This is a genomic window from Mesorhizobium temperatum, assembly GCF_002284575.1.
In the GTDB taxonomy this organism is placed as follows: domain Bacteria; phylum Pseudomonadota; class Alphaproteobacteria; order Rhizobiales; family Rhizobiaceae; genus Mesorhizobium; species Mesorhizobium temperatum.
This window is the reverse complement of record NZ_NPKJ01000053.1, coordinates 160,894-184,495: the sequence shown is the minus strand read 5'-3', so window position 1 is coordinate 184,495 and position 23,602 is coordinate 160,894. Positions and strand designations below refer to the sequence as shown.

The following is a 23,602-nucleotide window of genomic DNA, read 5'->3' as shown; positions in this document are numbered from 1 at the left end:
TCAACGGTCTGCGGACCGCCCCGACGCTAGAGTGAGCAAGCCGCATAGGCGGGGCGACGTCCGCTCCTTGCCGCAATCACGTCGTTCCAACAGGCGCGCATACGGCAAGTTTCCACCCATCTCGGCCATTTGCGGCAACCTGATTGAGTTTGATCTCGATACGTGTTGCTCAAATATGTAGCGGGTGGGAAAACGAAGTGCATAGAAGCAGATGCTTCAAGCACGAGACTATTTCTTCGCCGTCGCGGCCGCCTTAATGTCCAGCAGCCCATAGCCGAAATCATTGTCTCGTCCCTTGGGGCCGAGATCCCTTGCCGTGGCGGCCAGCGCTTTCGCGACCCAGTCGGCGGAACGGTCGGGCGCGGTATGCAGCAGATTGGCGACCGCACCGGTCACGATTGCTGCGGCAAACGAGGTGCCGGTGACCACGTCCGAACCGGCGCCGCTCGGTGCCACCATCTCGACGCCGGGAGCGGAGAGGAAGACGTAGGCGCCGCGATTGGCCTGCTGCATCAGCCCGTCCTTCGCATCGGTGGCGGTCACCGCGATGACGCCGTCGAAGGCGGCCGGGTAGCCGTAAGGCGCCTTCGGCCCGTTGTTGCCGGCTGCGGCGACCAGCACGATGCCGAGCGCCCGCGCATTGCGGCAGGCGACGCCGAGCAGGTCGTTCTTCGGGCCGACGAAGCTCATATTGATGATGCGGACATCCTGCTCCGCCGCCCAGTCGAGCGCCGCAAGGATGACGTCCATGGTCGACTTGCCGCCCTCGAAGGCGCGGGCGTGGTAGATCCTGGCGCCCGGCGCCATGCCTTTGAGCGCACCGACGCCGGCGATCAGGCCGTCGATCGAGGTGCCATGATCGCGCGCCTCGATCGGCACGTCGGGCATGGCGTCGAACTGATCGGCGATGACGCCGGAGAGCGCCGGATTTGTGTCGTCGATGGCGGTGTCGATGACGGCGACGCGCACGTTCTCGCCGCTCGCCTCTCTCGAATCGAGCGCGATGCGCTCGAAGGCATAATTGACGATGGTGGCTGCCTGCTGCAGCGAGTAGATATGGTTGGGCTCGCGCCGCAAGGTGCGGCCGTCGGCGGCAAGCTGCGCCAGCACGACTCCGACCGGCCGGCCGTCGGGAATGCCGAAGCGCACCAGCGTGGTGCCGAGCAGCTGAGACTGGCGCTGCGAGCGCACCTCGAGGCCAAATGAAGCTGCGATCTGCTGGACGGCGTCGCCATCCACCGTCACCAGCACCTCGTCGGGCACGAAATCACCGACGACGGCGCGCGGCGGTTCGGCCGCGACGAGATCGGTGGGCGAAACGATTGGACCGCCCGCCGCGGCGGCCTGTATCGCTGCCGCACCGGCGGGCGGGACCGGCGGCGGCAACGCACCGCTGGCCGGATCGCGGCGTGGATCGGGCGTCGGCAGCGGCGCCTGGCCGTCGCCGACCGGATTGGGGAACAGGTCGACGATCAGCGCGGGAAGAAACACTGCACCAGTCGCGGCAGGACCTGCGCCGGGCCTTTCGCCGCTGCCATCTTCTGTGTCGCGCTTGATGCAGTCGGCCGCCGTCGTCCCTCGGTTGAGGCAATCGATTTCCGTCTGGCTGAGGTTCGGATCATTGGTCTGCGCCAAGGCAGGCGCAGCGGCGATCATCATCGCCGCCAGCGCCGCAAAGCGGATGACCGCCTTAGCCGCCATCGACCGGTTTCCTTCCCTCGACCACAGCCCCCGCAAAAGGCTGAGCGGCAATAAGGCCGAGCACCTTTTCATAGTCGGCTGCGGTCGTAGCCGGGATGCCAAGGCGGAACACGCCCTCGGCGGTCGGGCCGCCGGCAATCTTCAGCTGGTGTTCGCCAAGAAAAGCGACAATGTCGGCCATCTTCGCATCCGGCTTGAACTTCACCAGCGCGAACGGCATTTTCGCCAGATCGCCTTGCTGGCCGGCAATTTCGAAATCGCTGTCCACGCCGTAGGTCTGCTCAAACGACTGCACGACCACAAGCGCCAGCAGAGCCGCGGCCGCAGCCCAGGCGACGCCGGCGGGCACCGCCGTGAAGCGGCCCCACGCTTGTGCCAGCCAGGACGACGACGCCGGCGCGCGCACCGGGCCGGCCTCGGCGTCGAGCGCCCGGGCGAAGCGGCCGAGCGCATCGGCCGGCGGACGGATCGCCTCGTTGGATGCAGCGGTGCTGGAGAATTCGGCTTCGGCCTCGCCGAGTGCGGCAAGCGCTGCCGGGTCGGTCGCCAGCCATTCCTCGACGGCTTCGAGCTCTGCACCTTCCAGCGAGCCGTTCAGATAGAACGGCAGCAGCGTCTCCATTTCATCGCGGCGCGACATCTTTTCAGCGGCGCTCATGGCCACCCCCTGTCGTAACCGGCGGCCTTGAGGGCCTCGCCGAGTTTCTTGCGGGCGTAGAACATCCTGGTCTTGACCGTGGCAACCGGAATGCCAAGCACTTCGCCGATCTCGGTCACCGACTGTCCGTGGTAATAGGCAAGGTCGATCACCGTTCGGTGTTCTTCCGGCAAGGCATCGACAAAGCGCCGCAAGGCGGCGCCCTTGTCTTCCTTCATGGTGACGACTTCCGGTGTGTCGGCGCCGTCGGCGATCTGGGCCGCGTCATCGTCGTCGATCCAGTCTTCCTTCTTCTTGCGCAGCGACGACAGCGCCTTGAAGCGGGCGATGCCGAGCAGCCATGTCGAGACTTCCGAGCGCCCCTCGAAGCCGGGCGCCTGGCGCCACAGTTCGAGAAACACCTCGTTGGCGATATCGTCGGCCATCATTTCCGATCCGGTCTGGCGCACCACGAAGCGATAGACCCGCGCGTGGTGGCGCATGAACAGGAGCCGCACGGCGGCACGGTCGCCCTTCGCGACCCGGCCGACAAGCGCGCGATCGGTCTCCGTCGCTGCCGTCATAGCCGGTCGAGCCGCCTGGCCCCTGTCTGCTCTGTCGCTGATCGGCCCAAAAAGGTTCACCGCTTTCCGCCCGGATTTTTGCGGAGGCTAACCGAAGAGCGGAGAGGTTGCCAGAGTGGGCTTTCCTTCTCCCCCTTGTGGGAGAAGGTGGCCGAGCGAAGCTCGGTCGGATGAGGGGTGTTGGACGGATCGCTACACGGAAGGAATAAAGACGCCAAATCCCTAAATATTTTTAAGCCGAGTTTCTCCCAACACCCCTCATCCGGCTCGGCGCTGCGCGCCGATCCACCTTCTCCCACAAGGGGAGAAGGGGAACCCCGTTCAGTCGAGGAACGGCATGGCCTTCATTGTCGCGGGCACCGGCACGCCGAGACGCGCAAGCACAGTCGGCGCAAGCTGCAGCTGGTCGAGCAGCGTATCGGCCTCCGGACCCTTGCCCTGTCCGAAATAATACAGAGCAAAATCCTGCATCTCGTCGTCATGGCCGCCATGATGGCCGCGATCTGTCTGGCCGTGATCGGCGGTGACGATCACCTCGTAGCCGGATTCCCGCCACCTCGGCAGGAAGGCGGCCAGCATGCCGTCCATCGCGTAGACGGCATGGTCCATCTCATGGCAGTTGTGGCCGAAGCGGTGGCCCATCGAATCCAGCGTGCAGGTGTGCAGGATGCCGTAGTCGATGCCGTGGCGTCTGGTCAGCAACGTCAGCGTCGCGAACAGGTCGACGTCGCTCGGCGTCATCTAGTTCCTGGCATTGTAGCCGGTCATGGTGTGGAACCGGCCATGGGTGATCGGCCCGCCCGGCTCGTCGAACTCCATGTCCTCGACCAGATCGAACGGAGAGGCCCGGAAGAATTCGGACCAGTAGGAATGGGTGACCGCACCTGTCTTGCCGCCGGCCCTGCTGACCTCGGAGAAGATGTCCGGCTGCTCGACGCGGAACCGGTTCTCATTGGACAATATCCCATGCACCTGCGGCGCCACGCCGGTGTGGATCGAGGCATAGCAGCAGGCCGAAGTCGACGGCAGCACGGAGCGCATCTTCCAGATCCGCGCTTCGCCCGATTGCACCCAGCCTTCGAGGTTGCCCATCAGCCGGCGCCAGTTGCGGTAAGGCACGCCGTCGAGGATGATCAGCAGAAGTTTTGTCTTCAGCGCCACCGGTGTGTCTAATTGCCCGCGCTGGCCATGCGCCGTCCCTTGATCGCCTTCTCCAGCCAGCCGATCTCCATCTCGGGGACCGAGGACAACAAAAGGTCGGTGTAGGCGTCGAACGGCGGTGCCAGCACCTGGCTCTTCGCGCCGTAGCGCACCACCTCGCCGCGATACATCACCGCGATCGAATCGGCGATCGACTTTACCGTGGCGAGGTCGTGGGTGATGAACAGATAGGCGACGTTTTCCTCTTTCTGCAGCTCGAGCAGCAGCTTCAGGATGCCGTTGGCCACCAGCGGGTCGAGCGCCGAGGTCACCTCGTCGCAGATGATCAGCTTCGGCTTGGCCGCAAGCGAGCGGGCGATGCAGACGCGCTGCTTCTGGCCGCCGGAAAGCTCGGCCGGGTAGCGGTCGATGAAACCCTTGCCCATCTCGATCTTGTCGAGCAGCTCGGCGACGCGGGCGTCACGTTGCCTTCCACGCAGACCGAAATAGAATTCGAGCGGCCGGCCGATGATGGTGCCGACGGTCTGGCGCGGATTCATCGCCACGTCGGCCATCTGGTAGATCATCTGTAGTTGCCGGAGATCCTCTTTCGGCCGATCGGCAAGGCGGTTGGCGAGCGGACGTCCATCGAAGGTGACGGTGCCCTCTTCGGGTGGCAGAAGGCCGGTGATGGCGCGCGCCAGCGTCGACTTGCCCGAACCGGACTCGCCGACCACAGCCAGCGTCTGGCCCGGATAAATGTCGACCGAGACGTTCTTCAGCACCTTGATATGGCTGCGGCCATAGGCGGCGGTGATGTTCTTGACCGACAGGAACGGCGTCGTGCCGGGCTTCTGTTCCTGGTGTTCGATCTCATGCACCGAGACCAGCGCATTGGTGTATTCCTGGCGCGGTTCCTTGATGATCTGGCGGGTGCCGCCCCATTCGACGAGCCGGCCATGGCGCAGCACCATGATCTCATCCGAGACCTGGGCGACGACGGCAAGGTCATGGGTGATGTACAGCGCCGCGACGTGCGTGTCGCGGATGGCGTCCTTGATCGCCGCCAGCACGTCGATTTGCGTCGTCACGTCGAGCGCAGTGGTCGGCTCGTCGAAGACGATCAAGTCGGGCTCGGAACACAGCGCCATCGCCGTCATCACACGCTGCAGCTGGCCGCCGGACACCTGGTGTGGAAAGCGCTCGCCGATGCTTTCGGGGTTCGGCAGGCTGAGTTTCTTGAACAGCGCGACGGCGCGTTTTTCGGCCGCGGCCCGTGTCGCCGTGCCGTGCAGCAGCGTCGCCTCGACCACTTGGTCCATCAATCTGTGCGCCGGGTTGAACGCGGCAGCAGCCGATTGCGCGACATAGCAGACCTCGCGGCCGCGCAGCTTGCGAAAGCCCTCCTTGCCGCCCTTGAGGATGTCGCGGCCGTTCAGGATGACCTCGCCGCCGGTGATGCGCACGCCGCCGCGGCCATAGCCCATCGACGCCAGGCCGATGGTCGACTTGCCGGCGCCGGACTCGCCGATCAGGCCGAGCACCTTGCCTTTCTCAAGCGTCAGCGAGACGTCGTGGACAAGCACGATGTTCTTCGGTGCCTCGCCCGGCGGGAACACCGTTGCCTCGATGCGCAGATTGCGGATATCGAGCAGCACGGACTTTGCTCGCTGGTCAGCCATCACCCGCGCCCTCCCTTCAGGCTTGTCGTGCGGTTGAGCACCCAGTCAGCGACAAGGTTGACCGAAATCGCCAGCATCGCGATCGCCGCGGCAGGGATGAGTGCCGCCGCGATGCCGAAGACGATGCCGTCCTTGTTTTCCTTGACCATGCCGCCCCAATCGGCGCTAGGCGGCTGCACGCCGAGGCCGAGGAAGGACAGCGTCGACAGGAACAGCACCGCATAGATGAAGCGCAGGCCGAGTTCCGAAACCAGCGGCGACAACGCATTGGGCAAGATCTCGCGGAAGATGATCCACACGCTGCCTTCGCCGCGCAGCTTGGCCGCCTCGACGAAATCCATGACGTTGATGTCGACGGCGACCGCCCGCGACAGGCGGTAGACGCGGGTCGAGTCGAGAATGCCCATGACCAGGATCAGCGTCACCAGATTGGTTGGCAGCACCGAGAGCACGACGAGGCCCATGATCAGCGTCGGGATCGACATCAGGAGATCGACGAGGCGCGACATAAGCGTGTCGAACCAGCCGCCGAAAACCGCCGCCGAGAAGCCGAGGATGGCGCCGAGCGAGAAGGACAGCGCGGTGGCCAGAACCGCGATGAACAGCGTGACGCGGGCGCCGTAGATCATGCGCGAAAGGAGGTCGCGGCCGAGATTGTCGGTGCCCAGCCAATGTGTCGCCGACATCGGTCCCCAGACATCGCCGACGATCTCGCCATTGCCATACGGCGCGATCCAGGGCGCGAAGATCGCCGCCAGCACGAACAGCGCAGTCAGCACCAGGCCGATCAGCGCGGGAATAGGGATGCGTTTTATGTCAAGCATGCCCGCTCCCCTTATTTCGGGTGTCTGAGACGCGGATTGGCGACGATCGCCGCTATGTCCGCAATGATGTTGAGGCTGATATAAACGACGGCGAAGATCAGGCCGACCGCCTGCACCACCGGCACGTCGCGCTTGGTGACGTGGTCGACGAGATATTGGCCCATGCCCGGGTAGACGAAGATCACTTCGACCACGACGACGCCGACGATGAGGTAGGCGAGGTTGAGCATGACGACGTTGATGATCGGCGCAATCGCATTGGGGAAGGCATGCCTGCGGATGACGGAAAATGCCGAAAGCCCCTTGAGCTCGGCGGTTTCCACATAGGCCGACTGCATGACGTTGAGGATCGCGGCGCGAGTCATGCGCATCATGTGGGCGAGCACCACCAGCGTCAGTGCTGCCGCCGGCAGCATGATCGCCTGCATGCGCTCGCCGAAAGGCATTCCGTCATAGACGGTCGAGATGCCGGGAAAGATCTGGTACTTCACGGCGAAGAAATAGACCAGCACGTAGCCGATGAAGAATTCGGGAAACGACGTCGAGGCAAGCGCCAGTCCGGAGATCAGCTTGTCGACCCAGCCATTGCGGTAACGCACCGCAATCAGGCCGAGGATGATCGCCAGCGGCACGGCCACGACCGCCGCCCAGAAGGCGAGGAACAGCGTGTTCCACAACCGCCCCTTGATCGACGTCGCAATATCCTGCCCGCTCGACATCGCGGTGCCGAGGTCGCCGGTCACGACGCCGCCGAGCCAGCGGAAATAGCGGATAAAGGCCGGATCGTTGAGGCCGAGCTGCTCGCGCAGATTGGCGAGCGATTCCGGTGTCGCCGACTGTCCGAGAATGGCTTGCGCGACATCGCCGGGCAGGATTTGGGTGCCGGCGAAGATCAGGACCGATACGGCCAACAGCAGCAGGATGCCCAGCGCAATGCGCTGGGCCACCAGTTTCACGATGGGTGAGGACATATCCGCAAGGCCCGGGCTCAGGCTTCGAGCCAGCACTTTGCCAGAGCGTACCCGTTCATCAGCTCCTGATGCGGATCGTCGACCCAGCCGGCGACCTTGGCGCCCGTCGCGTCGATGAACTGGTTGAACATCGGCAGGATGAGACCGCCCTCGTCGCGAACGAGCATCGCCATGTCGCGATACATCGCCTTGCGCTTGGCCTCGTCGAGCTCGGCACGCGCCGCCAGCACCATCTTGTCGAAATCCGGACGCAGGAAACGCGTGTCGTTCCAGTCCGCCGTCGACAGGTAAGCGGTCGAATACATCTGGTCCTGCGTCGAGCGGCCGCCCCAGTAGGAAGCGGAGAAGGGCTGCTTGTTCCAGACTTCCGACCAGTAGCCGTCGCCCGGCTCACGCTTGATTTCCAGCGTGATGCCGGCCTTGGCCGCGCTCTGCTGATAGAGCTGCGCGGCATCGACGGCGCCGGGGAAGGCGACATCCGACGTCCTGAGCAGGATGGCACCGTCATGGCCTGACTTCTTGTAGTGGAACTTGGCCTTGTCGGGATCGTATTTGCGCTGCTCGATATCGTCGGAAAACAGCGGATAGGACGCGTTGATCGGGAAGTCATTGCCGAGCGAGCCGTAGCCCCTGAGGATCTTGTCGAGCATCTCCTCGCGGTCGATCGCCAGCTTCAGCGCCATGCGCAGATCGTTGTTGTCGAAAGGCGCCGTGTTGCAGTGCATGATGAAGACGTAGTGGCCGGGGCCGGCATGGTTGCGGATGGTGACGCCGGGCAGGCGCTTGATCAGGTCGACGATCTTCGGCTCGACGCGGTTGATCATATTGACCTGGCCGCCCTGCAGGGCTGACGTGCGCGCCGTGGCGTCGTTGATGACGATGACTTCGATCTGGTCGGCATGGCCCATCTTGTCGCCCTGCCAGTAATTGGCGAAGCGCTCGCCGCCATGGCGCACGCCGGGCTCGTTGGTCACGATCTTGTACGGTCCGGCGCCAATGCCGGCATCGGGCTTGTCCTTGCCGCCGTTTGGCTGGACGATCAGGTGGTAGTCGCTGAGCAGATAGGGAAGGTCGGCATTGGCCTCCTTCAGCGTCAGCACGACTTCCTTGCCGCTGGCCTTGATGCTTTCGATGCCCTTCATGTAGCCGAGCGCGCCGGACTTCGACTTCTCGTCCGAATGGCGTTCGAGGGTGGCGGCCACGTCCTCGGCGGTCACCGTCTTGCCATTGTGGAATTCGACGCCGTCACGAATTTTCAGCGTCCAGGTCTTGCCGTCGTCCGACGCGCCGATCTCCTCGGCGATGCGGTTCTCGAGAGTGCCTTCCGGGGAAAGCTCGACGATCATTTCGCCCCAGCATTTGGCGAAAGCGAACGGCACCTGCGTCATCATCAGCGCCGGGTCGAGGCTGTTGGTGGATTCGCCGCCGACCAGGCCGGCCTTCAGCGTGCCGCCCTTGACCGGACCCGCGGCGCGCACCGCACTTGAAAGCAGCGAGTTGGCGAAGGTCGCGGTGACGCCGAGCGCTGCCGCCCGGCCGAGAAAATCACGACGGCTCAGTTTGCCGGATGCGACGCGCCGGCTAAGAAATTCCAGTTCGTTCGACATGTTGAGTTCCTCACTCTGTTGGTTCGACCTTATGGTCGTTTTTTATCGTTTCTTGTGAGGAGAATAATGACCGCAAGGGAACGCCGTAAGCAAGACCGAATGCGACATGCCGTGGCGTAAATCGTACGTCGCAATTGGACCAATCCGCATAAGCGCTCAAAGCAGAGCGCGCGGGATTTTGTCCTCGAAATTACGCTCGAAAACCAGTTTCTCGCCTTCATAGGCTTCGATTCTGGCGTTAACCATGAAGTTTTGCGCGTCGGACCGCATCTCGGCGAAGGTTTCGGTGCGCACCGACCATCCATTTCGCGACAGCGTCTGCGTCCAATGCGTCTTGCCCGAGGCTGACAGCGGATTGTCAGGATGGATCGCCCATGTCTCTCGGGCGATGCTGCCATTGGCAAGGCCATGCTCCAGGTCGCGCACCTCGCCGAAATCGTCGACAATGGAAAGCGTGATCATTCCGGTCTTTTCATCGCAATTGACATGACGCTCGGAATTGGCAGCGCGGAGTGTCTCCGTCGCCCAGGGCGCGGCTGCCTCCGGCGTGGGGAACGTGACTTCGTCGCCTTTCGCCAGGGGGCGCAGCGGCAGCTTTAGCGTTGCCGCCGACAGGTCGAGCCGGACCGGTTCCGGCGATGGCCAGATCATCGGCCAGTAGGCGTTCGAAAAGGCAATACGCAGGCGGTGGCCTGATGGTACGCGATAGGCACATTGGTCGAGCACCACCCGGGCGCCGACAGTTTCGCCCGGCACCAGCGCCTCGGGGAATTCGTGCGAATTGCGGTGCGTCAGGTTGAGTACGCCGTAGGAGATCAGCTCGGACGCGCCGTCGGGGTGCACGTCGCACAGCCGGATCGCGATGTTCGCTTGAGGCCGGTCCGACGAGACCCTGACCAGCACCTCCGGCGCGCCGACAATGTCGATCGCTTCGGTGAGCACCGGCTGGTCGAAACACACCGACAGCGCATCGTCGGGGCACTGATCTCCGGGCAGTTCCGGGCCGAAAGTGAAGGGAAAATATTCGCCACCGGCAAGGCCGCAGCTTTGCGGCGAAGCGACGATGATCGGCTTGCGGCCTTCTGGGATCAACTCGATGTCCTGCGTTTTGATCTCAGGCGACGGCCACACCGGTTCCGCGACCCAGCGCCCCGGCCGCTCGGGATGCCAGCGCGCGGGGCGGACGCTATCCATGACATAGGCGCGGTAGGCAGGATCGGCAACGACGCCGGTGTCGGTGCCCTTTAGCCAGCGGTCCCACCAGCGCAACGCCTCCTGCAGGAAGCCGATGCGCGGTTCAGGCGCCGCATAATGCGGGTATTTGTGGATCCACGGGCCGACGATGCCTTTGACCGGCGCCTCGATGTTGGCGGCGAGGTGGGAAATGGTGTTGCGATAGCCGTCATGCCAGCCGCCGATCGACAGCACGGCGGCTTGGATGGCGGAATAGTCCTCGCAGATCGAACCGCGCTTCCAATAGGCGTCGCGGTGCTGGTGCTGCAGCCAGAGCGGCGCCAGGAAGGGCTGGTTCTCCAGCCGGGTCAGCCACAGGTCACGCCAGCGATTGTCGCCGGCCAGCAGCGGATCCGGCGGCCGCGACGAATAGGACAGCATGGTCGAGGCCCAGCCGAAATTCTCGATCAGCAGGCAGCCGCCTTTGTAGTGGATGTCGTCGGCATAGCGATCGACGGTCGAGCACAGGCTGATGACGGCCTTCAGCGCCGGCGGCTGCTTGGCCGCAACCTGCAGGCAATTGAAGCCGCCCCAGGAGATGCCCATCATGCCGACATTGCCGTTGCACCAGGGCTGGGCCGCCGCCCAGGCGATCACGTCGCAGGCGTCCTGCAATTCCTGCTCGGAATATTCGTCGTCCATCAGCCCTTCGGAATCGCCGTTCCCGCGCATGTCGACGCGGATCGAGGCGTAGCCGTGGCCGGCGAAATAGGGATGCGTCAGCTGATCGCGAAAGATGGTGCCGTCGCGCTTGCGGTAGGGCAGATGCTCGAGGATCGCCGGCACCGGATCGTCGGCAGCATCGGCCGGCATCCATACCCGCGCCGACAGCCGGCAGCCATCCGGCATGACGATCCCCATGTCCGGAAATTCGACGACCTTGCGGGGAAATTCAGTGACGGTTTTCATGCGGGTATAACGCCCCGCAGCGATGGGACTTTCAATCGCCATTCGCGACTGGAGCAGAAAAATATGCGACCTGTCAGGGAGCGCGGCTATCGCAACTCGTCCAGCAGTTCGGGATGTTTTTCCAACAGCGTCATCAACTGAATGGTCGGGCCACTCGGCTCAATCAAACCCCGCTCGTATTTGTCGAAGGCGTTCTCGCCGACCTTGAACAGGGATCCCGCCTCGCGCTGCGACAGTTTGAGCTTGGTGCGCACGCGACGGATGGTGGCCGGTGCCGGAACGCCGTCGATCTTTTCTTTGAGGATGCGGAGCGCTGCGTCGACGACAGTCATGTCATCTCCGACATGGACGCCTTCGCTCCCCGACGGCGGGTAGTATCCCGGCAGGTCGACGGTCATGCTCTCGCCCTTATAGCTGACGGTGAACGGACGCACTCCACGCGTCAGCGTTTCTCCTGTTTCGGGAGAGATCATGGTATTCGTTTCATTATTTTCTTTCGTCGCCATAGTCACTTTTCCTTGAACGACATGACTGTGAATTCGGTCACCACGTCCGCCTGAAATTTCACGTAGAGAACCAAGTCGCGCGCCGGCACGTGATAGACATCTTGCCAGACACGATGATCCGCGAATGTCGTCATTGACTTTACAAACATTTTTCGCGTGATGCTGCCGATCACCTCGACTATACCGGCGCGATCAAAGCCTAGCCCAATGGCATCCCGCAAGGCGGACGTCGTGATTGCCAGCGTGTCGACAGAACCCTCGGCCTTGATTGCATCAAGATCGTAAGTGGGTCTGCGTTTCTCCATAACACTATATGCCACCATAAAGGGGGCAATTCAAGCGTTGAACTTTGCAGCATTCAGCTCAGCGGAATGTCGTTTTCGTCCTTGCTCGCCTGATAGGCGCCGGACAATTCGTCATAGCGTGCGGAGATTTTGCCGATCCGCGTTTCCAGCCGCTGGCGCTCGGCCTCGGGCAGCGATCGCACCATTCTGCGGATCGAAAAGCTCTTCCAGTAGGCGTTCTCGGCATTGTAGCCGCCGGGGTCGAGGGTGAAGACCTCCTTCAGGATATTCAGGTCGTGCGGGATGGCGAAGCTGTCGCGCGAATCCTCATGCGAAAACAGATAGTAGAAATTGTCGAAGCCGGTCCAGGTGATGGCCGACAGGCAGAGCGAGCAGGGTTCGTGCGTGGCGAGAAAAATGGCGTCCTTGGTGTCAACGCGCTCGGCCTTAGGCATTTCGTAGAACCGCTTCAGGCAGTGCACTTCGCCATGCCAGAGCGGGTTTTCCGTCTCGTTGTTGGTCTCGGCGAGCACCAGTGAGCGGTCGTCCTTGCGCAGGATCGCCGCGCCGAACAGCTTGTTGCCCTGGGAGACGCCTTCGGCCGTCTTCGGCACGATGTCATGCTCGATGACGTCGAGCAGTCGGTCGATCAGCGAGACGTCGGCCATCAGGCGGTTCCGTCGGGGAGATGGATCTCGTAAGCGTGCGAGAAATGGCACTCTTCGAGGTTGGAGCCGTCGCCACCGCGATCGACGACGAGAAAATCCTGGGACTCGCCGATCGGCATCAGCACGCCGTGCCACCGATTGCGCGGATAGTTCACCCCTTGTCCGGGTGCGGTGATGAAGGCGTGCGGCTCGCCCGGACCGTCGTCGCCATCATGGCAAACGATGACCAGGAACGGCCGTGGCGACAGCGGGATGAAAGCCTGGCTGCCGAACGGATGGCGCTCGACCATGGTGAGCTTCAGCGGAAAATCGTAAGGCGTGCCGCGCACCATGGAGATCAGCACGCGTGCATTCGGCCCTTGCGCTTCGGCGGTGGCGAGGTCGTGGTAGCGCTCGGCCTTGCCGCCATTGATCGGGTAGTGGTTGTCGCCGCCCATATCGATGACGTCACCGAATTCGGCGAAGTTCTCGCGGGTCAGCGGGCGCGCCACGATGCGGCTCATGGTGCGCGCCTCGCGACGCCGGCGCCGCCAAGCTTGGCATGCCGGTTGACGTCCTTGTAGAGCAGGTAGCGGAACTGGCCTGGACCGCCGGCATAGCAGGCCTGCGGGCAGAAGGCGCGCAGCCACATATAGTCGCCGGCCTCGACTTCGACCCAGTCCTGATTGAGGCGATAGACCGCCTTGCCCTCCAGCACGTAGAGCCCGTGCTCCATGACATGCGTCTCGGCGAAGGGGATGACCGCGCCCGGCTCGAGTGTAACGATGGTGACATGCATGTCGTGGCGCATGTCGGCCGGATCGACGAATCTCGTCGTCGCCCAGCGGCCTTCGGTGCCGGGCATCGGCGTGGGCGCAATGTCCTGTTCGTTGGCAAAGAAGGCTTGCGGAACATCAATACCTTCGACGGCGTCGTAAGCCTTGCGGATCCAGTGGAAGCGGACAGCAGCGCCGCTCTCGTTGCGAACGGTCCATCCGCTGGCCGGCGGCAGGAAAGCAAAGCCGCCCGGCTGCAGGACATGCTTCTTGCCGGCCAGCAAAACGGTCAGCTCGCCCTCGATCACGAACAAGGCGCCCTCGGCGCCGGCATCCGGTTCCGGCCGGTCGCTGCCGCCGCCGGGCGCGACCTCGACGATGTATTGCGAGAACGTCTCGGCAAACCCCGACAGCGGGCGCGACAGTACCCAGACGCGGGTCTTGTCCCAGAACGGCAGGGCGCTGGTGACGATGTCCTGCATCACGCCCCTTGGAATGACGGCATAGGACTCGGTGAAGACGGCGCGGCCGGTCAGCAGCTCGGTCTGGCCGGGGTGGCCGCCATGCGGCGCGTAATAGGTTCGGTCGGCCATTTTCATCGTATCCATCAGTTCAGAGCCTATTGCGGAAGCCAAAGCTTATTGCGGAAGCATGTCCTTGAGGCGGAGCAGTGCGATGCGCTCGACCTGTTTGCAGGCGGTGTCGAATTCAACGTCGTGGCTATTGCCGATGCGCGCCTCGAACTCCACCAGGATTTCCGCCTTGGTCTTGCCTTTCACCGCGACAATGAAGGGAAAGCCAAAGGAAGTGACGTAGGCGGCATTGAGTTTTGAGAACAGCTCGCGCTCCTTGTCGGTCAGCGCGTCGAGCCCGGCGGAAGCCTGTTCCCTGGCCGATTCCGCCGTCAGCCGCTTGGCCTGCGCCAATTTGCCGGCAAGGTCGGGATGGGCGTTGAGCACGGAGAGCCGCTCGGCCTCGCTGGCGCTGCGAAAGATACGGCACAATGCATTATGGAGGCCGCCGGCACTGTCATGCGCCGGGCCGAGTTCCAGCTTGTAGGCGCGCTCGGCGATCCACGGCGAATGCTCGAACACGCCGCCGAAAGCCTGGACGAAAGCCTCGAATTCCATTTTCGACGGGCGCAGCGCCGGCGGCCGGAACGGATGGGTCCCTTGCCAGTGCCTGGCGATGTCGATGCGCCGTGCCAGCCAGACCTTGTCGTGCGATTTGACGTACTCGACGAAGCGCTTGAGCGCCGCGACCCGGCCCGGCCGGCCGACGAGACGGCAGTGTAGGCCGATATTCATCATGCGCGGCCGTCCTGCCTTGCCCTCGGCATAGAGCGTGTCGAAACTATCCCTGAGATAGGCGAAGAACTGGTCGCCCGAGTTGAAGCCCTGCGGCGTGGCGAAACGCATGTCGTTAGCGTCGAGCGTGTAGGGGATGATGAGCTGCGGCTTTGCCGACCCGTCCGGCCCATTATGCTCGAACCAGTAAGGCAGTTCGTCGTCATAGGTGTCCGACACATAGTCGAAGCCGCCTTCTTCCGCCGCCAGCCGCACGGTGTTGATCGACGTGCGGCCGGTGTACCAGCCGGTCGGCCGTGCCCCTGTCACCTCGTAGTGCAGGCTAACAGCCTTTTCCATGTCGCGGCGCTCATCCTCCGGCGTATGGTCGCGATAGTCGATCCATTTCAGCCCGTGCGAGGCGATTTCCCAGCCGGCCTCCTGCATCGCGGCGACCTGGTCGGGCGAACGCGCCAGCGCTGTGGCGACGCCGTAGCAGGTGACCGGCACCTCAGCCTCGGTGAACAGGCGCAGCAACCGCCAGAAGCCGGCGCGCGCGCCATATTCGTAGATCGATTCCATGTTCCAGTGGCGCTGCCCGGGCCAGGGTGCAGCGCCGACGATCTCGGACAGGAAGGCTTCCGAAGCCTTGTCGCCGTGCAGGACGCAGTTCTCGCCGCCCTCCTCGTAATTGACGACGAACTGCACCGCCACATGCGCCCCGCCAGGCCATTTCGGATCCGGCGGATTGGCGCCGTAGCCGCGCATGTCTCGTTCGTAACGCATTGTCGCTCCTGCCGAATGGTGTGATCAGGATAATCGAAAGGGCCGCTTGCGCATTCCCCCGAAAATTTTGAAAGTGTTTTTGCAGCACTCCGCTCGACCGGGACTTATGCATCGCCTTTAATTGGCGCACAATTCGTCAAACATGTTCGTGTGTACCGGGAATGGGAGCAGCCAGTGGCGGAAACGTCGAAAGCCGAAGGCGGACGTCTGACGACTCATGTCCTCGACACCGCGACCGGCAGGCCGGCGGCAGGTCTGTCGATCGAGCTGTACCGCATCAACGACGACATGCGGACGCATCTGAAGACGGCGGTCACCAATGCCGACGGCCGCTGTGACGCGCCGCTGCTTGCCGACGCGGAATTCCGCACCGGCGAATACGAGCTGGTCTTCGCGGCCGGCGACTATCTGCGCCGCCAGGGATTGAGGCTGCCGGAACCGGCCTTCCTCGACAGCGTGCCGATCCGCTTCGGCATGGCCGAGCCGGTGCACTATCATGTGCCACTGCTCATATCGCCCTACGGCTATTCGACCTACCGGGGGAGTTGAGACATGACGAGGCTCAAAACACGCAATGAGATACGCTTTATCCTCAATGGCGAGAATGTTGCGCTGACCAGGGTGGCGCCCGACGAGACTTTGCTCGACTGGCTACGGCTCGAGCGCTCGCTGCGCGGCACCAAGGAAGGCTGCGCCGAGGGTGATTGCGGCGCTTGCACGGTGCTGGTCGGAAGGCTCTCGGCCGGCCGGCTGGTCTATGAAAGCGTCAATGCCTGCATCCGCTTCCTCGGCTCGCTCGATGGCACTCATGTCGTGACCGTCGAGCATCTGCGCGGTGACGGCGATAGGCTGCATCCGGTGCAGCAGGCGATGGTCGATTTCCACGGCTCGCAATGCGGCTTCTGCACGCCGGGCTTCGTCATGTCGCTTTACGCCCTGTGGATGCGGTCGCCTGAGCCTTCGGATGCAGCCATCGAAAAGGCGCTGCAGGGCAATCTGTGCCGCTGCACCGGCTACGAGGCGATCGTCCGCGCCGCGCGCGCCATCTCCAGCTACGGCAAGGCGGCGAAGGACCCGCTGGCGGCGGAGCGCGAGGCCATCACGGCCAAGCTTGCGGCCATGAAAGACGGGTCGCGTATCGAGATCGGTGCCGGCAAGCAGCGGCTGATCGTGCCCGCGAATACAGACGATCTCGCCGCCGTGCTCGATAAGGAGCCGGGCGCTACCATCGTTGCCGGTTCGACCGATGTCGGCCTGTGGGTGACCAAGCATATGCGCGAGATTTCGCCGGCGATCTTCATCGGCAATCTCGACGGGCTCTGCGCGGTTTCCGAAGACAAGGGCATCATTTCGATCGGTGCTGGTGTCACCTACACCGAGGCGTTCTCGACGCTGGCGAAACGCATCCCGGCGCTGGGCCCGCTGTTCGATCGCATCGGCGGCGATCAGGTGCGCAATATGGGCACGATCGGCGGCAACATCGCCAACGGCTCGCCGATCGGCGACACGCCGCCGCCGCTGATCGCACTCGGTGCGCGGCTGACGCTGCGCCGGGGCAACAAGCGGCGGACGATACCGCTCGAAGATTTCTTCATCGCCTATGGCAAGCAGGACCGGCAGGCGGGCGAATTCGTCGAGACCGTGCATGTCCCGGTGCCGGGCCGAGACATGAAATTCGCCGTCTACAAGATCACCAAGCGCCGTGACGAGGACATCACCGCAGCACTTGGCGCGTTCCTGCTGACGCTGGCCAGGGATGGCACGGTGGCGGATATCCGCATCGCCTATGGCGGCATGGCGGCAACGCCGAAGCGGGCTTTCGGCGTGGAAAGGGCGTTGCTCGGCAGGCCTTGGACCGAGGCGACAGTCGAGGCGGCGATGGCCGAATATGCCAGGGATTTCACCCCGCTGACCGACATGCGGGCGAGCGCCGAATACCGGGCGTTGGCGGCACGGAACCTGCTGTTGCGCTTCTTCGCCGAGACCAGCGGCACCAAGGCGCCGATCCAGATATCGCGCCACGAGGCGGCGTGATGAGCTTGTATATTACCTCAGGCAAACAGACAGCCGAACGATCACGAGTAGCGTCCTTCTCCCCGTTTACGGGGAGAAGATGCCGGCAGGCAGATCAGGGGCGGCGCCGTCCTCGATCGATATTCGCAAGCTCGTCAACGTCAACGCTGCCCCTCATCCGGCCCTTCGGGCCACCTTCTCCCCGTGGACGGGGAGAAGGGAGGAGAGGCGCGCCATGACCCGCCACGCTCCCAACCTCAGGGCACAGAAAATCGCTGGTGGCGTTGCCACCGACCAGCGCCATGATTCCGCGCACAAGCATGTCCGCGGCACGGCCGTCTATATCGACGACATGCCGGAATCATCAGGCACGCTGCATGGCTGCCTCGGGCTTTCGACGGCCACGCACGCCACCATCACCAGCATGGACCTATCCGCGGTGCGCGCAGCGCCCGGTGTCGTCGACGTGCTGACGGCAAAGGATGTGCCGGGCGAAAACGACATTTCGCCGACCGGCCGTCACGACGAACCGGTGCTGGCCGACGGCGAGGTGCAGTTCTTCGGCCAGCCGATCTTCTGCGTCATCGCCGAAACCCGCGAGCAGGCGCGGCGAGCGACAAGGCTGGCCAAGGTCGAATACAAGGAATTGCCCTTCGTCACCGACATCGGCGTCCTCGATCCCAGGAAGGACAAGCTGGTCACGCCGCCGCTGACCCTGAGGCGCGGCGATGCCGCGGCTGCGATCAACGCGGCGCCGCGCCGGCTGAAGGGAAAAATGCGCATCGGGGGCCAGGACCATTTTTATCTCGAAGGCCAGATCGCCATGGCCATTCCCGGCGAGGATCAGGACGTCACCATTTATTCCTCGACCCAGCATCCGAGTGAAATCCAGCACATGGTCAGCCATGCGCTCGGCGTGCCGAGCCATGCCGTCACGGTCGAGATCCGCCGGATGGGCGGCGCTTTCGGCGGCAAGGAAACGCAGGGCAACCAGTTTGCAGTATTGGCCGCTATCGCCGCGAAGAAACATCATCGCGCCGTGAAAATCCGGCCCGACCGTGACGACGACATGATCGCCACCGGCAAGCGCCACGACTTCCTCGTCGATTATGAGGTCGGCTTCGACGACGAGGGCAATATTCTCGGCGTCGACTTTATGTTCGCGGCGCGTTGCGGCTTCTCGGCGGACCTTTCAGGCCCGGTCACCGACCGTGCGCTGTTCCATTGCGACAACACCTATTTCTGGCCAGCGGTTCATGCTCAGTCGGCGCCGCTTTACACCAACACCGTGTCGAACACCGCCTTCCGCGGCTTCGGCGGGCCGCAAGGCATGGTCGGCGCCGAGCGTGTCATCGAAGAGGTCGCCTTTGCCGTCGGCAAGGACCCGCTCGAGATTCGCAAGAAGAACTTTTATGGCGCCAGCGACCGCAACGTCACGCCCTACCACCAGACGGTCGAGGACAACATCGTCCACCGCATCGTCGCCGACCTGGAGGCAAGTTGCGACTATGCAAGGCGCCGCCGCACCATCGAATCCTTCAACGCCAACAGTCGCTTCATCAAGCGTGGATTGGCGCTGACGCCGGTCAAGTTCGGCATCTCGTTCACCGCCACCCACTACAATCAGGCCGGCGCGCTGGTGCATGTCTACACCGACGGTTCGGTGCATCTGAACCATGGCGGCACCGAGATGGGGCAGGGGCTCTACGTCAAGGTGGCGCAGGTGGTGGCGGAAGAATTCCAGATCGACCTCGACCAGGTAAAGATCACCGCGACGACAACCGGCAAGGTCCCGAACACCTCGGCGACCGCCGCATCGTCCGGTTCCGACCTCAACGGTATGGCGGCGCAAAACGCGGCCCGGCAGATTAAGGAGCGGTTGACCGACTTCGCAGCCGAAAAATACCAGGTGGCGCGCGATCAGGTGCTGTTCCTGCCCAACCGGGTGCGTATCGGCAACCAGGAGATCGCCTTCGCCGATCTCGTCAGGCAGGCCTACATGGCGCGCATCCAGCTTTCGGCGGCGGGCTTCTACAAGACGCCGAAAATCCATTGGAATCGCGACAAGGGCGAGGGCCGTCCCTTCTATTATTTCGCCTATGGCGCCGCCTGCTCGGAAGTCTCGGTCGATACGCTGACAGGCGAATACATGGTCGAGCGCACAGACATCCTGCACGAGACCGGCCGCTCGCTGAACCGCGCCATAGACCTCGGCCAGGTCGAGGGCGGCTTCATCCAGGGCATGGGCTGGCTGACGACGGAGGAACTGTGGTGGGACGACAAGGGCCGGCTACGCACCCATGCGCCGTCGACCTACAAGATTCCGCTCGCCTCGGACCGGCCGAAGATCTTCAACGTGACGCTGGCCGACTGGCCTGAGGCACACGAGCCGACGGTGCACCGCTCGAAGGCGGTCGGCGAGCCGCCGCTCCCGCTCGGCATGTCGGTGCTGCATGCGTTGTCCGATGCGGTGGCAAGCGTTGCCGACCACCGGATTTGCCCGCGCCTCGACCCGCCGGCGACGCCGGAGCGGGTGCTGATGGCGATCGAACGGCTGAAGCGGGAAGCCAAGACCGGCACCTGAGCCCGGCCTCGGAAATCCCTGAAAGCGTGCAATCCGAGTCGAAAACTCTATATTTCCCGATGGAAAGCGAAACATGACCTCGAAAGTGCAAAGCCTGAAAGCCTTTCTTGCCGGTGCCGGTCGGGTCGCCCTGGTCGAGGTTGCCGGGACAAAAGGCTCGACCCCACGCGACAAAGGCGCCTTCATGCTCGTCTCGGGCGCGGCGATTTTTGGCACGATCGGCGGCGGCCAGCTCGAATACATGGCAATCGATAAGGCGCGGCAACTGCTTTTCTCCCCCCTTGAGGGGGAGATGGCCGCGGAGCGGCCAGAGGGGGTCGTCTCAGAAGGCACGGCCAAAGCGTCGAGCACTGCCGCGGCGACCCCACCCGACGGCTTCGCCGCCACCCTCCCCTCAAGGGGGAGGGTTGTCCGCGCCACGCTCGACATCCCGCTCGGGCCAGAAATTGGCCAGTGCTGTGGCGGCAGGGTCGAGGTGTCGATTCGGTTGGTCGATAAGGCCCTCGAAGCCGAGCTTGTCGCGGCGGCGGACGCCGAGCAGGCGCAGCTGCCGCATGTCTACATCTTCGGCGGCGGCCATGTCGGCCATGCACTGGCTTCGGCGGTGGCCTTGCTGCCGGTACGTGTTGTCGTTGTCGAGACGCGGGCCGAGGCGCTGGACAGCATGCCGGACACGGTCGAAACCTGTCTGACGCCTATGCCGGAGTCGATGGTGCGGAATGCGCCTGTTGGCGCCGCCTTCGTCGTCCTTACCCATGACCACGCACTGGATTTCCTGATCGTCGCCGAGGCACTGAAACGCCGGGATGCCGCCTATGTCGGCATGATCGGCTCGAAGACCAAGAAGGCGACGTTCAGGAGCTGGTTCCTGAAGTCGGCGGACGGCAGCGAGGCGGAATTTGCCCGCCTCGTCTCGCCGATCGGCGGCGAAACGGTTAAGGACAAGCGTCCGCAAGTGATCGCGGCACTCGCCGCAGCCGAGATCATGACGGCGCTGGCCGCCCATGCTGGCGCGCGAGCCGCTCCGCACCCCGCCTCTCGTGGCAAGGCAATGGCCGGCTGACGGCTAATATCCCGCCGAGCTGCATTTTTCGTGCAGGCGCGCTTCCATAGCGTGCTGCTCAGATCGGCCGCTTCAGGCCCAGATGGTCGCGCAGCGTGGTGCCTTCATAGTCCTTGCGGAACAGGCCGCGCCGCTGCAGCTCCGGCACGACAAGCGTGGCAAAGGCATCGAGCTCACCAGGAAAATAAGATGGCATGACGTTGAAACCGTCAGCCGCGCCGCCCTCGAACCGTGCCTCGAGCTCGTCGGCGATCTGGACCGGCGTGCCGACGACGCGCCAATGGCCGCGCGCGCCGGCGAAATGACGCGCAAGCTGCCGGATGGAGAGGTTGTCCCGGCGCGACTGCTCGATAACGAGGGCTTGCCGGCTCTGCATGCCTTCGCTGGCCGGCAGCTCCGGCAACGGTCCATCGATGGGGTAGCGCCACAGATCGGAAATGCTGAGATAGCTGGAAAGCAGCGCCACGCCGACATCGTCGGGGATCAACTCCTGCAATTCCTCGTATTTTTCCTGTGCTTCAGCCTCGGTTTCCGCCACGACTGGTGCGACGCCGGGCATGATCTTGATGTCATCAGGCTCACGCCCATAGGCCGTCAGACGCCGCTTGAGATCGTCGTAGAATGCCTTCGCCTCCTCGAATGTCTGTGCCGCCGTGAACGCGACGTTAGCGGTTCGCGCGGCAAGATCCCTGCCCTCCTCCGATGCTCCGGCCTGAACCATGACCGGTGCGCCTTGCGGCGAGCGCGGCAGGTCGAGTGGGTCGCGCACCGAAAAGCTTCTGCCGTCGTGGCCAGGTCCGGAAACCCCGTCGAGCTTGCCTCGCCAGAGTGCGGTAACCACGGCAGCGAATTCACGCGCGCGCTCATAACGGTCGGCATGCGGGCGCAGGCCGGTCGAGCCGAAATTGGCCGCCTCGATGTGGCTGGCCGAGGTGACCAAGTTCCAGCCGGCGCGCCCGCCGCTCAGATGGTCGAGCGACAAGAAGGTTCGCGCCAGCCCGTAAGGCTCGTTGTAGCTCGTCGACGCCGTGGATACGAGACCGATGCGGCTTGTCTGGACCGCAAGAGCCGAAAGTAGGCTGATCGGTTCGAAGCCGATCGAGCGTGACGTTTGGCTGGCAATGTTGACATTGGCCTCGCGCACGCCGGCGGCGTCCTCGCAAAACAGTAGGTCGAATTTCGCCGCCTCCGCCGTCCGCGCCAGCTGGATGTAGTGCTCGATGTCGACGCCCGCTGTCACATGCGCTCTTGGGTGGCGCCAGGCGGCGATGTGGTGGCCTGTCGCCCACAGAAAGGCACCGAGCTTCATCTGACGAGCGGTCATTGTCCCTCCTCCCCGGTAAGTCCGAGATGGGAGCGCAGCGTGGCATTGCGATAATCCGGCTGAACAAGGCCGCGGCGACGAAGCTCCGGCAGCACGTGATCGACTAAGTCGTCGAGCACAGACAGCACCGGCGGCATGAGTATGTTGAAACCGTCGCAGCTTTTTGACCGGAAAAGCTCTTCCAACCTGTCCGCGATTAGGTCCGGCCCCGCGGCGATTTCAGCACCCGGCGCGACGTTCATCAGCACCTTTATCGCGCCCGGACCGCGCCCGAACGCCAGCGCGCGGCGCTTCAGATCGTCGGCCTTCGCGCCCGCGACCGATGGCTCGTCCAGCAGGATGACATCGGCGACGCGGGCGCCGATGTCCATGTCCGGCTCCGACAGACCAGATACGACGAGCGCCGGTGTGTCCTGCGGCGAGCGTGCAACGTTCAGCGGCCCGCGCACAGAGAAAAACTCGCCCTTGTGGTCGAGCAGGTGCATCTTTTCGGGATCGAAGAAGCGGCCATCGCTTTTGTCGAACAGCAGGGCATCCGCATCCCAGCCGCGCCACAAGCCGTGAACGATACCGATGAATTCCTCCGCGCGTCGGCGAAAATCATCGCCGGAAAACCCTTCCGGCCGGCTGAAATTGGCCGCCTCGCGCAGATCCGGCGTCATCGTCGCGTGCCAGCCGGCACGGCCATGGCTGATATTATCGAGCGATGCGAAACGGCGCGCCAGATTGTAGGGCTGGTGGGCGACCGTCGACGCCGCGGCGACCAGGCCGATCCTGCTGGTCACCGTCGCCAGCGCCGCCAGCAGGGTCGTCGCTTCGAAGGGCAGTTGCCGGTTTGGTGCGTCGCCGCCTGAAACCGGCGCTGAATCGGCAAGCAGCACCATGTCCAGCCCGGCCGCTTCGGCCTTTTGCACGAACCGAGCCAGAAGGCTGAAATCCGCGCCGCCGGCTAGCGGCTCGTTGGAAGGAGCATTTCCCGGCAACAAGGAAACGGCGAGATGCATTGTGGGGCCGGTGCCCATCGATAGTCCTTGCAAGGCGAAAG

Annotated in this window: 20 protein-coding genes and 1 pseudogene; 4 read left to right on the top strand and 17 right to left on the bottom strand. The window is 63.8% G+C overall.

What is annotated here, in order from left to right:
* Positions 1 to 228: 228 nt before the first annotated feature.
* From CIT26_RS18730 to puuE, 15 genes and pseudogenes are all read right to left on the bottom strand, one after another.
* Positions 229 to 1,701, bottom strand: coding sequence for a S8 family serine peptidase (locus CIT26_RS18730; RefSeq protein WP_095493939.1), 1,473 nt, complete (start codon positions 1,699 to 1,701; stop codon positions 229 to 231).
* On the bottom strand, positions 1,691 to 2,359 hold the full coding sequence (locus tag CIT26_RS18725) for an anti-sigma factor (RefSeq protein WP_095494142.1): 669 nt from the start codon (positions 2,357 to 2,359) through the stop codon (positions 1,691 to 1,693). The genes CIT26_RS18730 and CIT26_RS18725 overlap by 11 nt, the downstream gene beginning before the upstream one ends.
* On the bottom strand, positions 2,356 to 2,922 hold the full coding sequence (locus CIT26_RS18720; RefSeq protein WP_095493938.1) for a sigma-70 family RNA polymerase sigma factor: 567 nt from the start codon (positions 2,920 to 2,922) through the stop codon (positions 2,356 to 2,358). Before CIT26_RS18720 ends, CIT26_RS18725 begins: the two co-directional genes overlap by 4 nt.
* Before the next feature lie 321 nt (positions 2,923 to 3,243).
* Positions 3,244 to 4,083, bottom strand: a pseudogene (locus CIT26_RS18715) (alkaline phosphatase family protein).
* A gap of 8 nt (positions 4,084 to 4,091) precedes the next feature.
* Positions 4,092 to 5,744 carry an ABC transporter ATP-binding protein gene (locus CIT26_RS18710; RefSeq protein WP_095493937.1) on the bottom strand — a complete coding sequence of 551 codons (1,653 nt, stop codon included), beginning with the start codon at positions 5,742 to 5,744 and terminating at the stop codon, positions 4,092 to 4,094.
* Positions 5,744 to 6,568 carry an ABC transporter permease gene (locus CIT26_RS18705; RefSeq protein ID WP_095493936.1) on the bottom strand — a complete coding sequence of 275 codons (825 nt, stop codon included), beginning with the start codon at positions 6,566 to 6,568 and terminating at the stop codon, positions 5,744 to 5,746. The genes CIT26_RS18710 and CIT26_RS18705 overlap by 1 nt, the downstream gene beginning before the upstream one ends.
* An 11-nt stretch (positions 6,569 to 6,579) precedes the next feature.
* On the bottom strand, positions 6,580 to 7,539 hold the full coding sequence (locus tag CIT26_RS18700; RefSeq protein ID WP_095493935.1) for an ABC transporter permease: 960 nt from the start codon (positions 7,537 to 7,539) through the stop codon (positions 6,580 to 6,582).
* 17 nt (positions 7,540 to 7,556) lie between these two features.
* Positions 7,557 to 9,146 carry an ABC transporter substrate-binding protein gene (locus CIT26_RS18695; RefSeq protein WP_095493934.1) on the bottom strand — a complete coding sequence of 530 codons (1,590 nt, stop codon included), beginning with the start codon at positions 9,144 to 9,146 and terminating at the stop codon, positions 7,557 to 7,559.
* A gap of 156 nt (positions 9,147 to 9,302) precedes the next feature.
* Entirely contained in the window at positions 9,303 to 11,288 is a 1,986-nt protein-coding gene (locus CIT26_RS18690) for a CocE/NonD family hydrolase (RefSeq protein WP_095493933.1), read from the bottom strand.
* Positions 11,289 to 11,374: 86 nt separating this feature from the next.
* Positions 11,375 to 11,794 carry a type II toxin-antitoxin system MqsA family antitoxin gene (locus CIT26_RS18685; RefSeq protein WP_095493932.1) on the bottom strand — a complete coding sequence of 140 codons (420 nt, stop codon included), beginning with the start codon at positions 11,792 to 11,794 and terminating at the stop codon, positions 11,375 to 11,377.
* Positions 11,795 to 11,796: 2 nt separating this feature from the next.
* The gene (locus tag CIT26_RS18680; RefSeq protein WP_095493931.1) at positions 11,797 to 12,099 is read right to left on the bottom strand and encodes a type II toxin-antitoxin system MqsR family toxin; all 303 of its coding nucleotides are present in this window, start codon (positions 12,097 to 12,099) and stop codon (positions 11,797 to 11,799) included.
* Between the two features lie 53 nt (positions 12,100 to 12,152).
* Complete coding sequence (locus CIT26_RS18675) at positions 12,153 to 12,746, bottom strand: nucleoside deaminase (protein WP_095493930.1); 594 nt, start codon at positions 12,744 to 12,746, stop codon at positions 12,153 to 12,155.
* Positions 12,746 to 13,249, bottom strand: a complete 504-nt coding sequence (locus CIT26_RS18670) for an ureidoglycolate lyase (protein WP_095493929.1) — start codon at positions 13,247 to 13,249, stop codon at positions 12,746 to 12,748. Before CIT26_RS18670 ends, CIT26_RS18675 begins: the two co-directional genes overlap by 1 nt.
* Positions 13,246 to 14,094 (bottom strand): bifunctional allantoicase/(S)-ureidoglycine aminohydrolase, encoded by an 849-nt coding sequence (locus CIT26_RS18665; protein ID WP_425350357.1) that lies wholly within the window; start codon positions 14,092 to 14,094, stop codon positions 13,246 to 13,248. The genes CIT26_RS18670 and CIT26_RS18665 overlap by 4 nt, the downstream gene beginning before the upstream one ends.
* Before the next feature lie 45 nt (positions 14,095 to 14,139).
* On the bottom strand, positions 14,140 to 15,573 hold the full coding sequence (gene puuE, locus CIT26_RS18660) for an allantoinase PuuE (RefSeq protein WP_095493927.1): 1,434 nt from the start codon (positions 15,571 to 15,573) through the stop codon (positions 14,140 to 14,142).
* A 174-nt stretch (positions 15,574 to 15,747) separates the two neighbouring features.
* On the opposite strand from puuE, the gene uraH reads away from it, so the two are divergent.
* The 4 genes from uraH to xdhC all read left to right on the top strand — a co-directional run bounded on the left by uraH (position 15,748) and on the right by xdhC (position 21,233).
* Positions 15,748 to 16,122 (top strand): hydroxyisourate hydrolase, encoded by a 375-nt coding sequence (uraH, locus tag CIT26_RS18655; RefSeq protein ID WP_095493926.1) that lies wholly within the window; start codon positions 15,748 to 15,750, stop codon positions 16,120 to 16,122.
* 3 nt (positions 16,123 to 16,125) lie between these two features.
* Positions 16,126 to 17,607, top strand: a complete 1,482-nt coding sequence (xdhA, locus tag CIT26_RS18650; protein WP_095493925.1) for a xanthine dehydrogenase small subunit — start codon at positions 16,126 to 16,128, stop codon at positions 17,605 to 17,607.
* Positions 17,608 to 17,821: 214 nt separating this feature from the next.
* A complete protein-coding gene (xdhB, locus tag CIT26_RS18645; RefSeq protein WP_095493924.1) occupies positions 17,822 to 20,170 on the top strand; it encodes a xanthine dehydrogenase molybdopterin binding subunit in 2,349 nt (782 codons plus the stop codon).
* 73 nt (positions 20,171 to 20,243) lie between these two features.
* Positions 20,244 to 21,233 (top strand): xanthine dehydrogenase accessory protein XdhC, encoded by a 990-nt coding sequence (xdhC, locus tag CIT26_RS18640; RefSeq protein WP_095493923.1) that lies wholly within the window; start codon positions 20,244 to 20,246, stop codon positions 21,231 to 21,233.
* Positions 21,234 to 21,291: 58 nt separating this feature from the next.
* Here the strand turns inward: xdhC and CIT26_RS18635 are convergent, their stop codons facing one another.
* Both CIT26_RS18635 and CIT26_RS18630 read right to left on the bottom strand, forming a co-directional pair.
* Positions 21,292 to 22,557 carry an LLM class flavin-dependent oxidoreductase gene (locus CIT26_RS18635; RefSeq protein ID WP_095493922.1) on the bottom strand — a complete coding sequence of 422 codons (1,266 nt, stop codon included), beginning with the start codon at positions 22,555 to 22,557 and terminating at the stop codon, positions 21,292 to 21,294.
* Positions 22,554 to 23,579, bottom strand: a complete 1,026-nt coding sequence (locus CIT26_RS18630; protein WP_095493921.1) for an LLM class flavin-dependent oxidoreductase — start codon at positions 23,577 to 23,579, stop codon at positions 22,554 to 22,556. Before CIT26_RS18630 ends, CIT26_RS18635 begins: the two co-directional genes overlap by 4 nt.
* Positions 23,580 to 23,602: the final 23 nt, after the last annotated feature.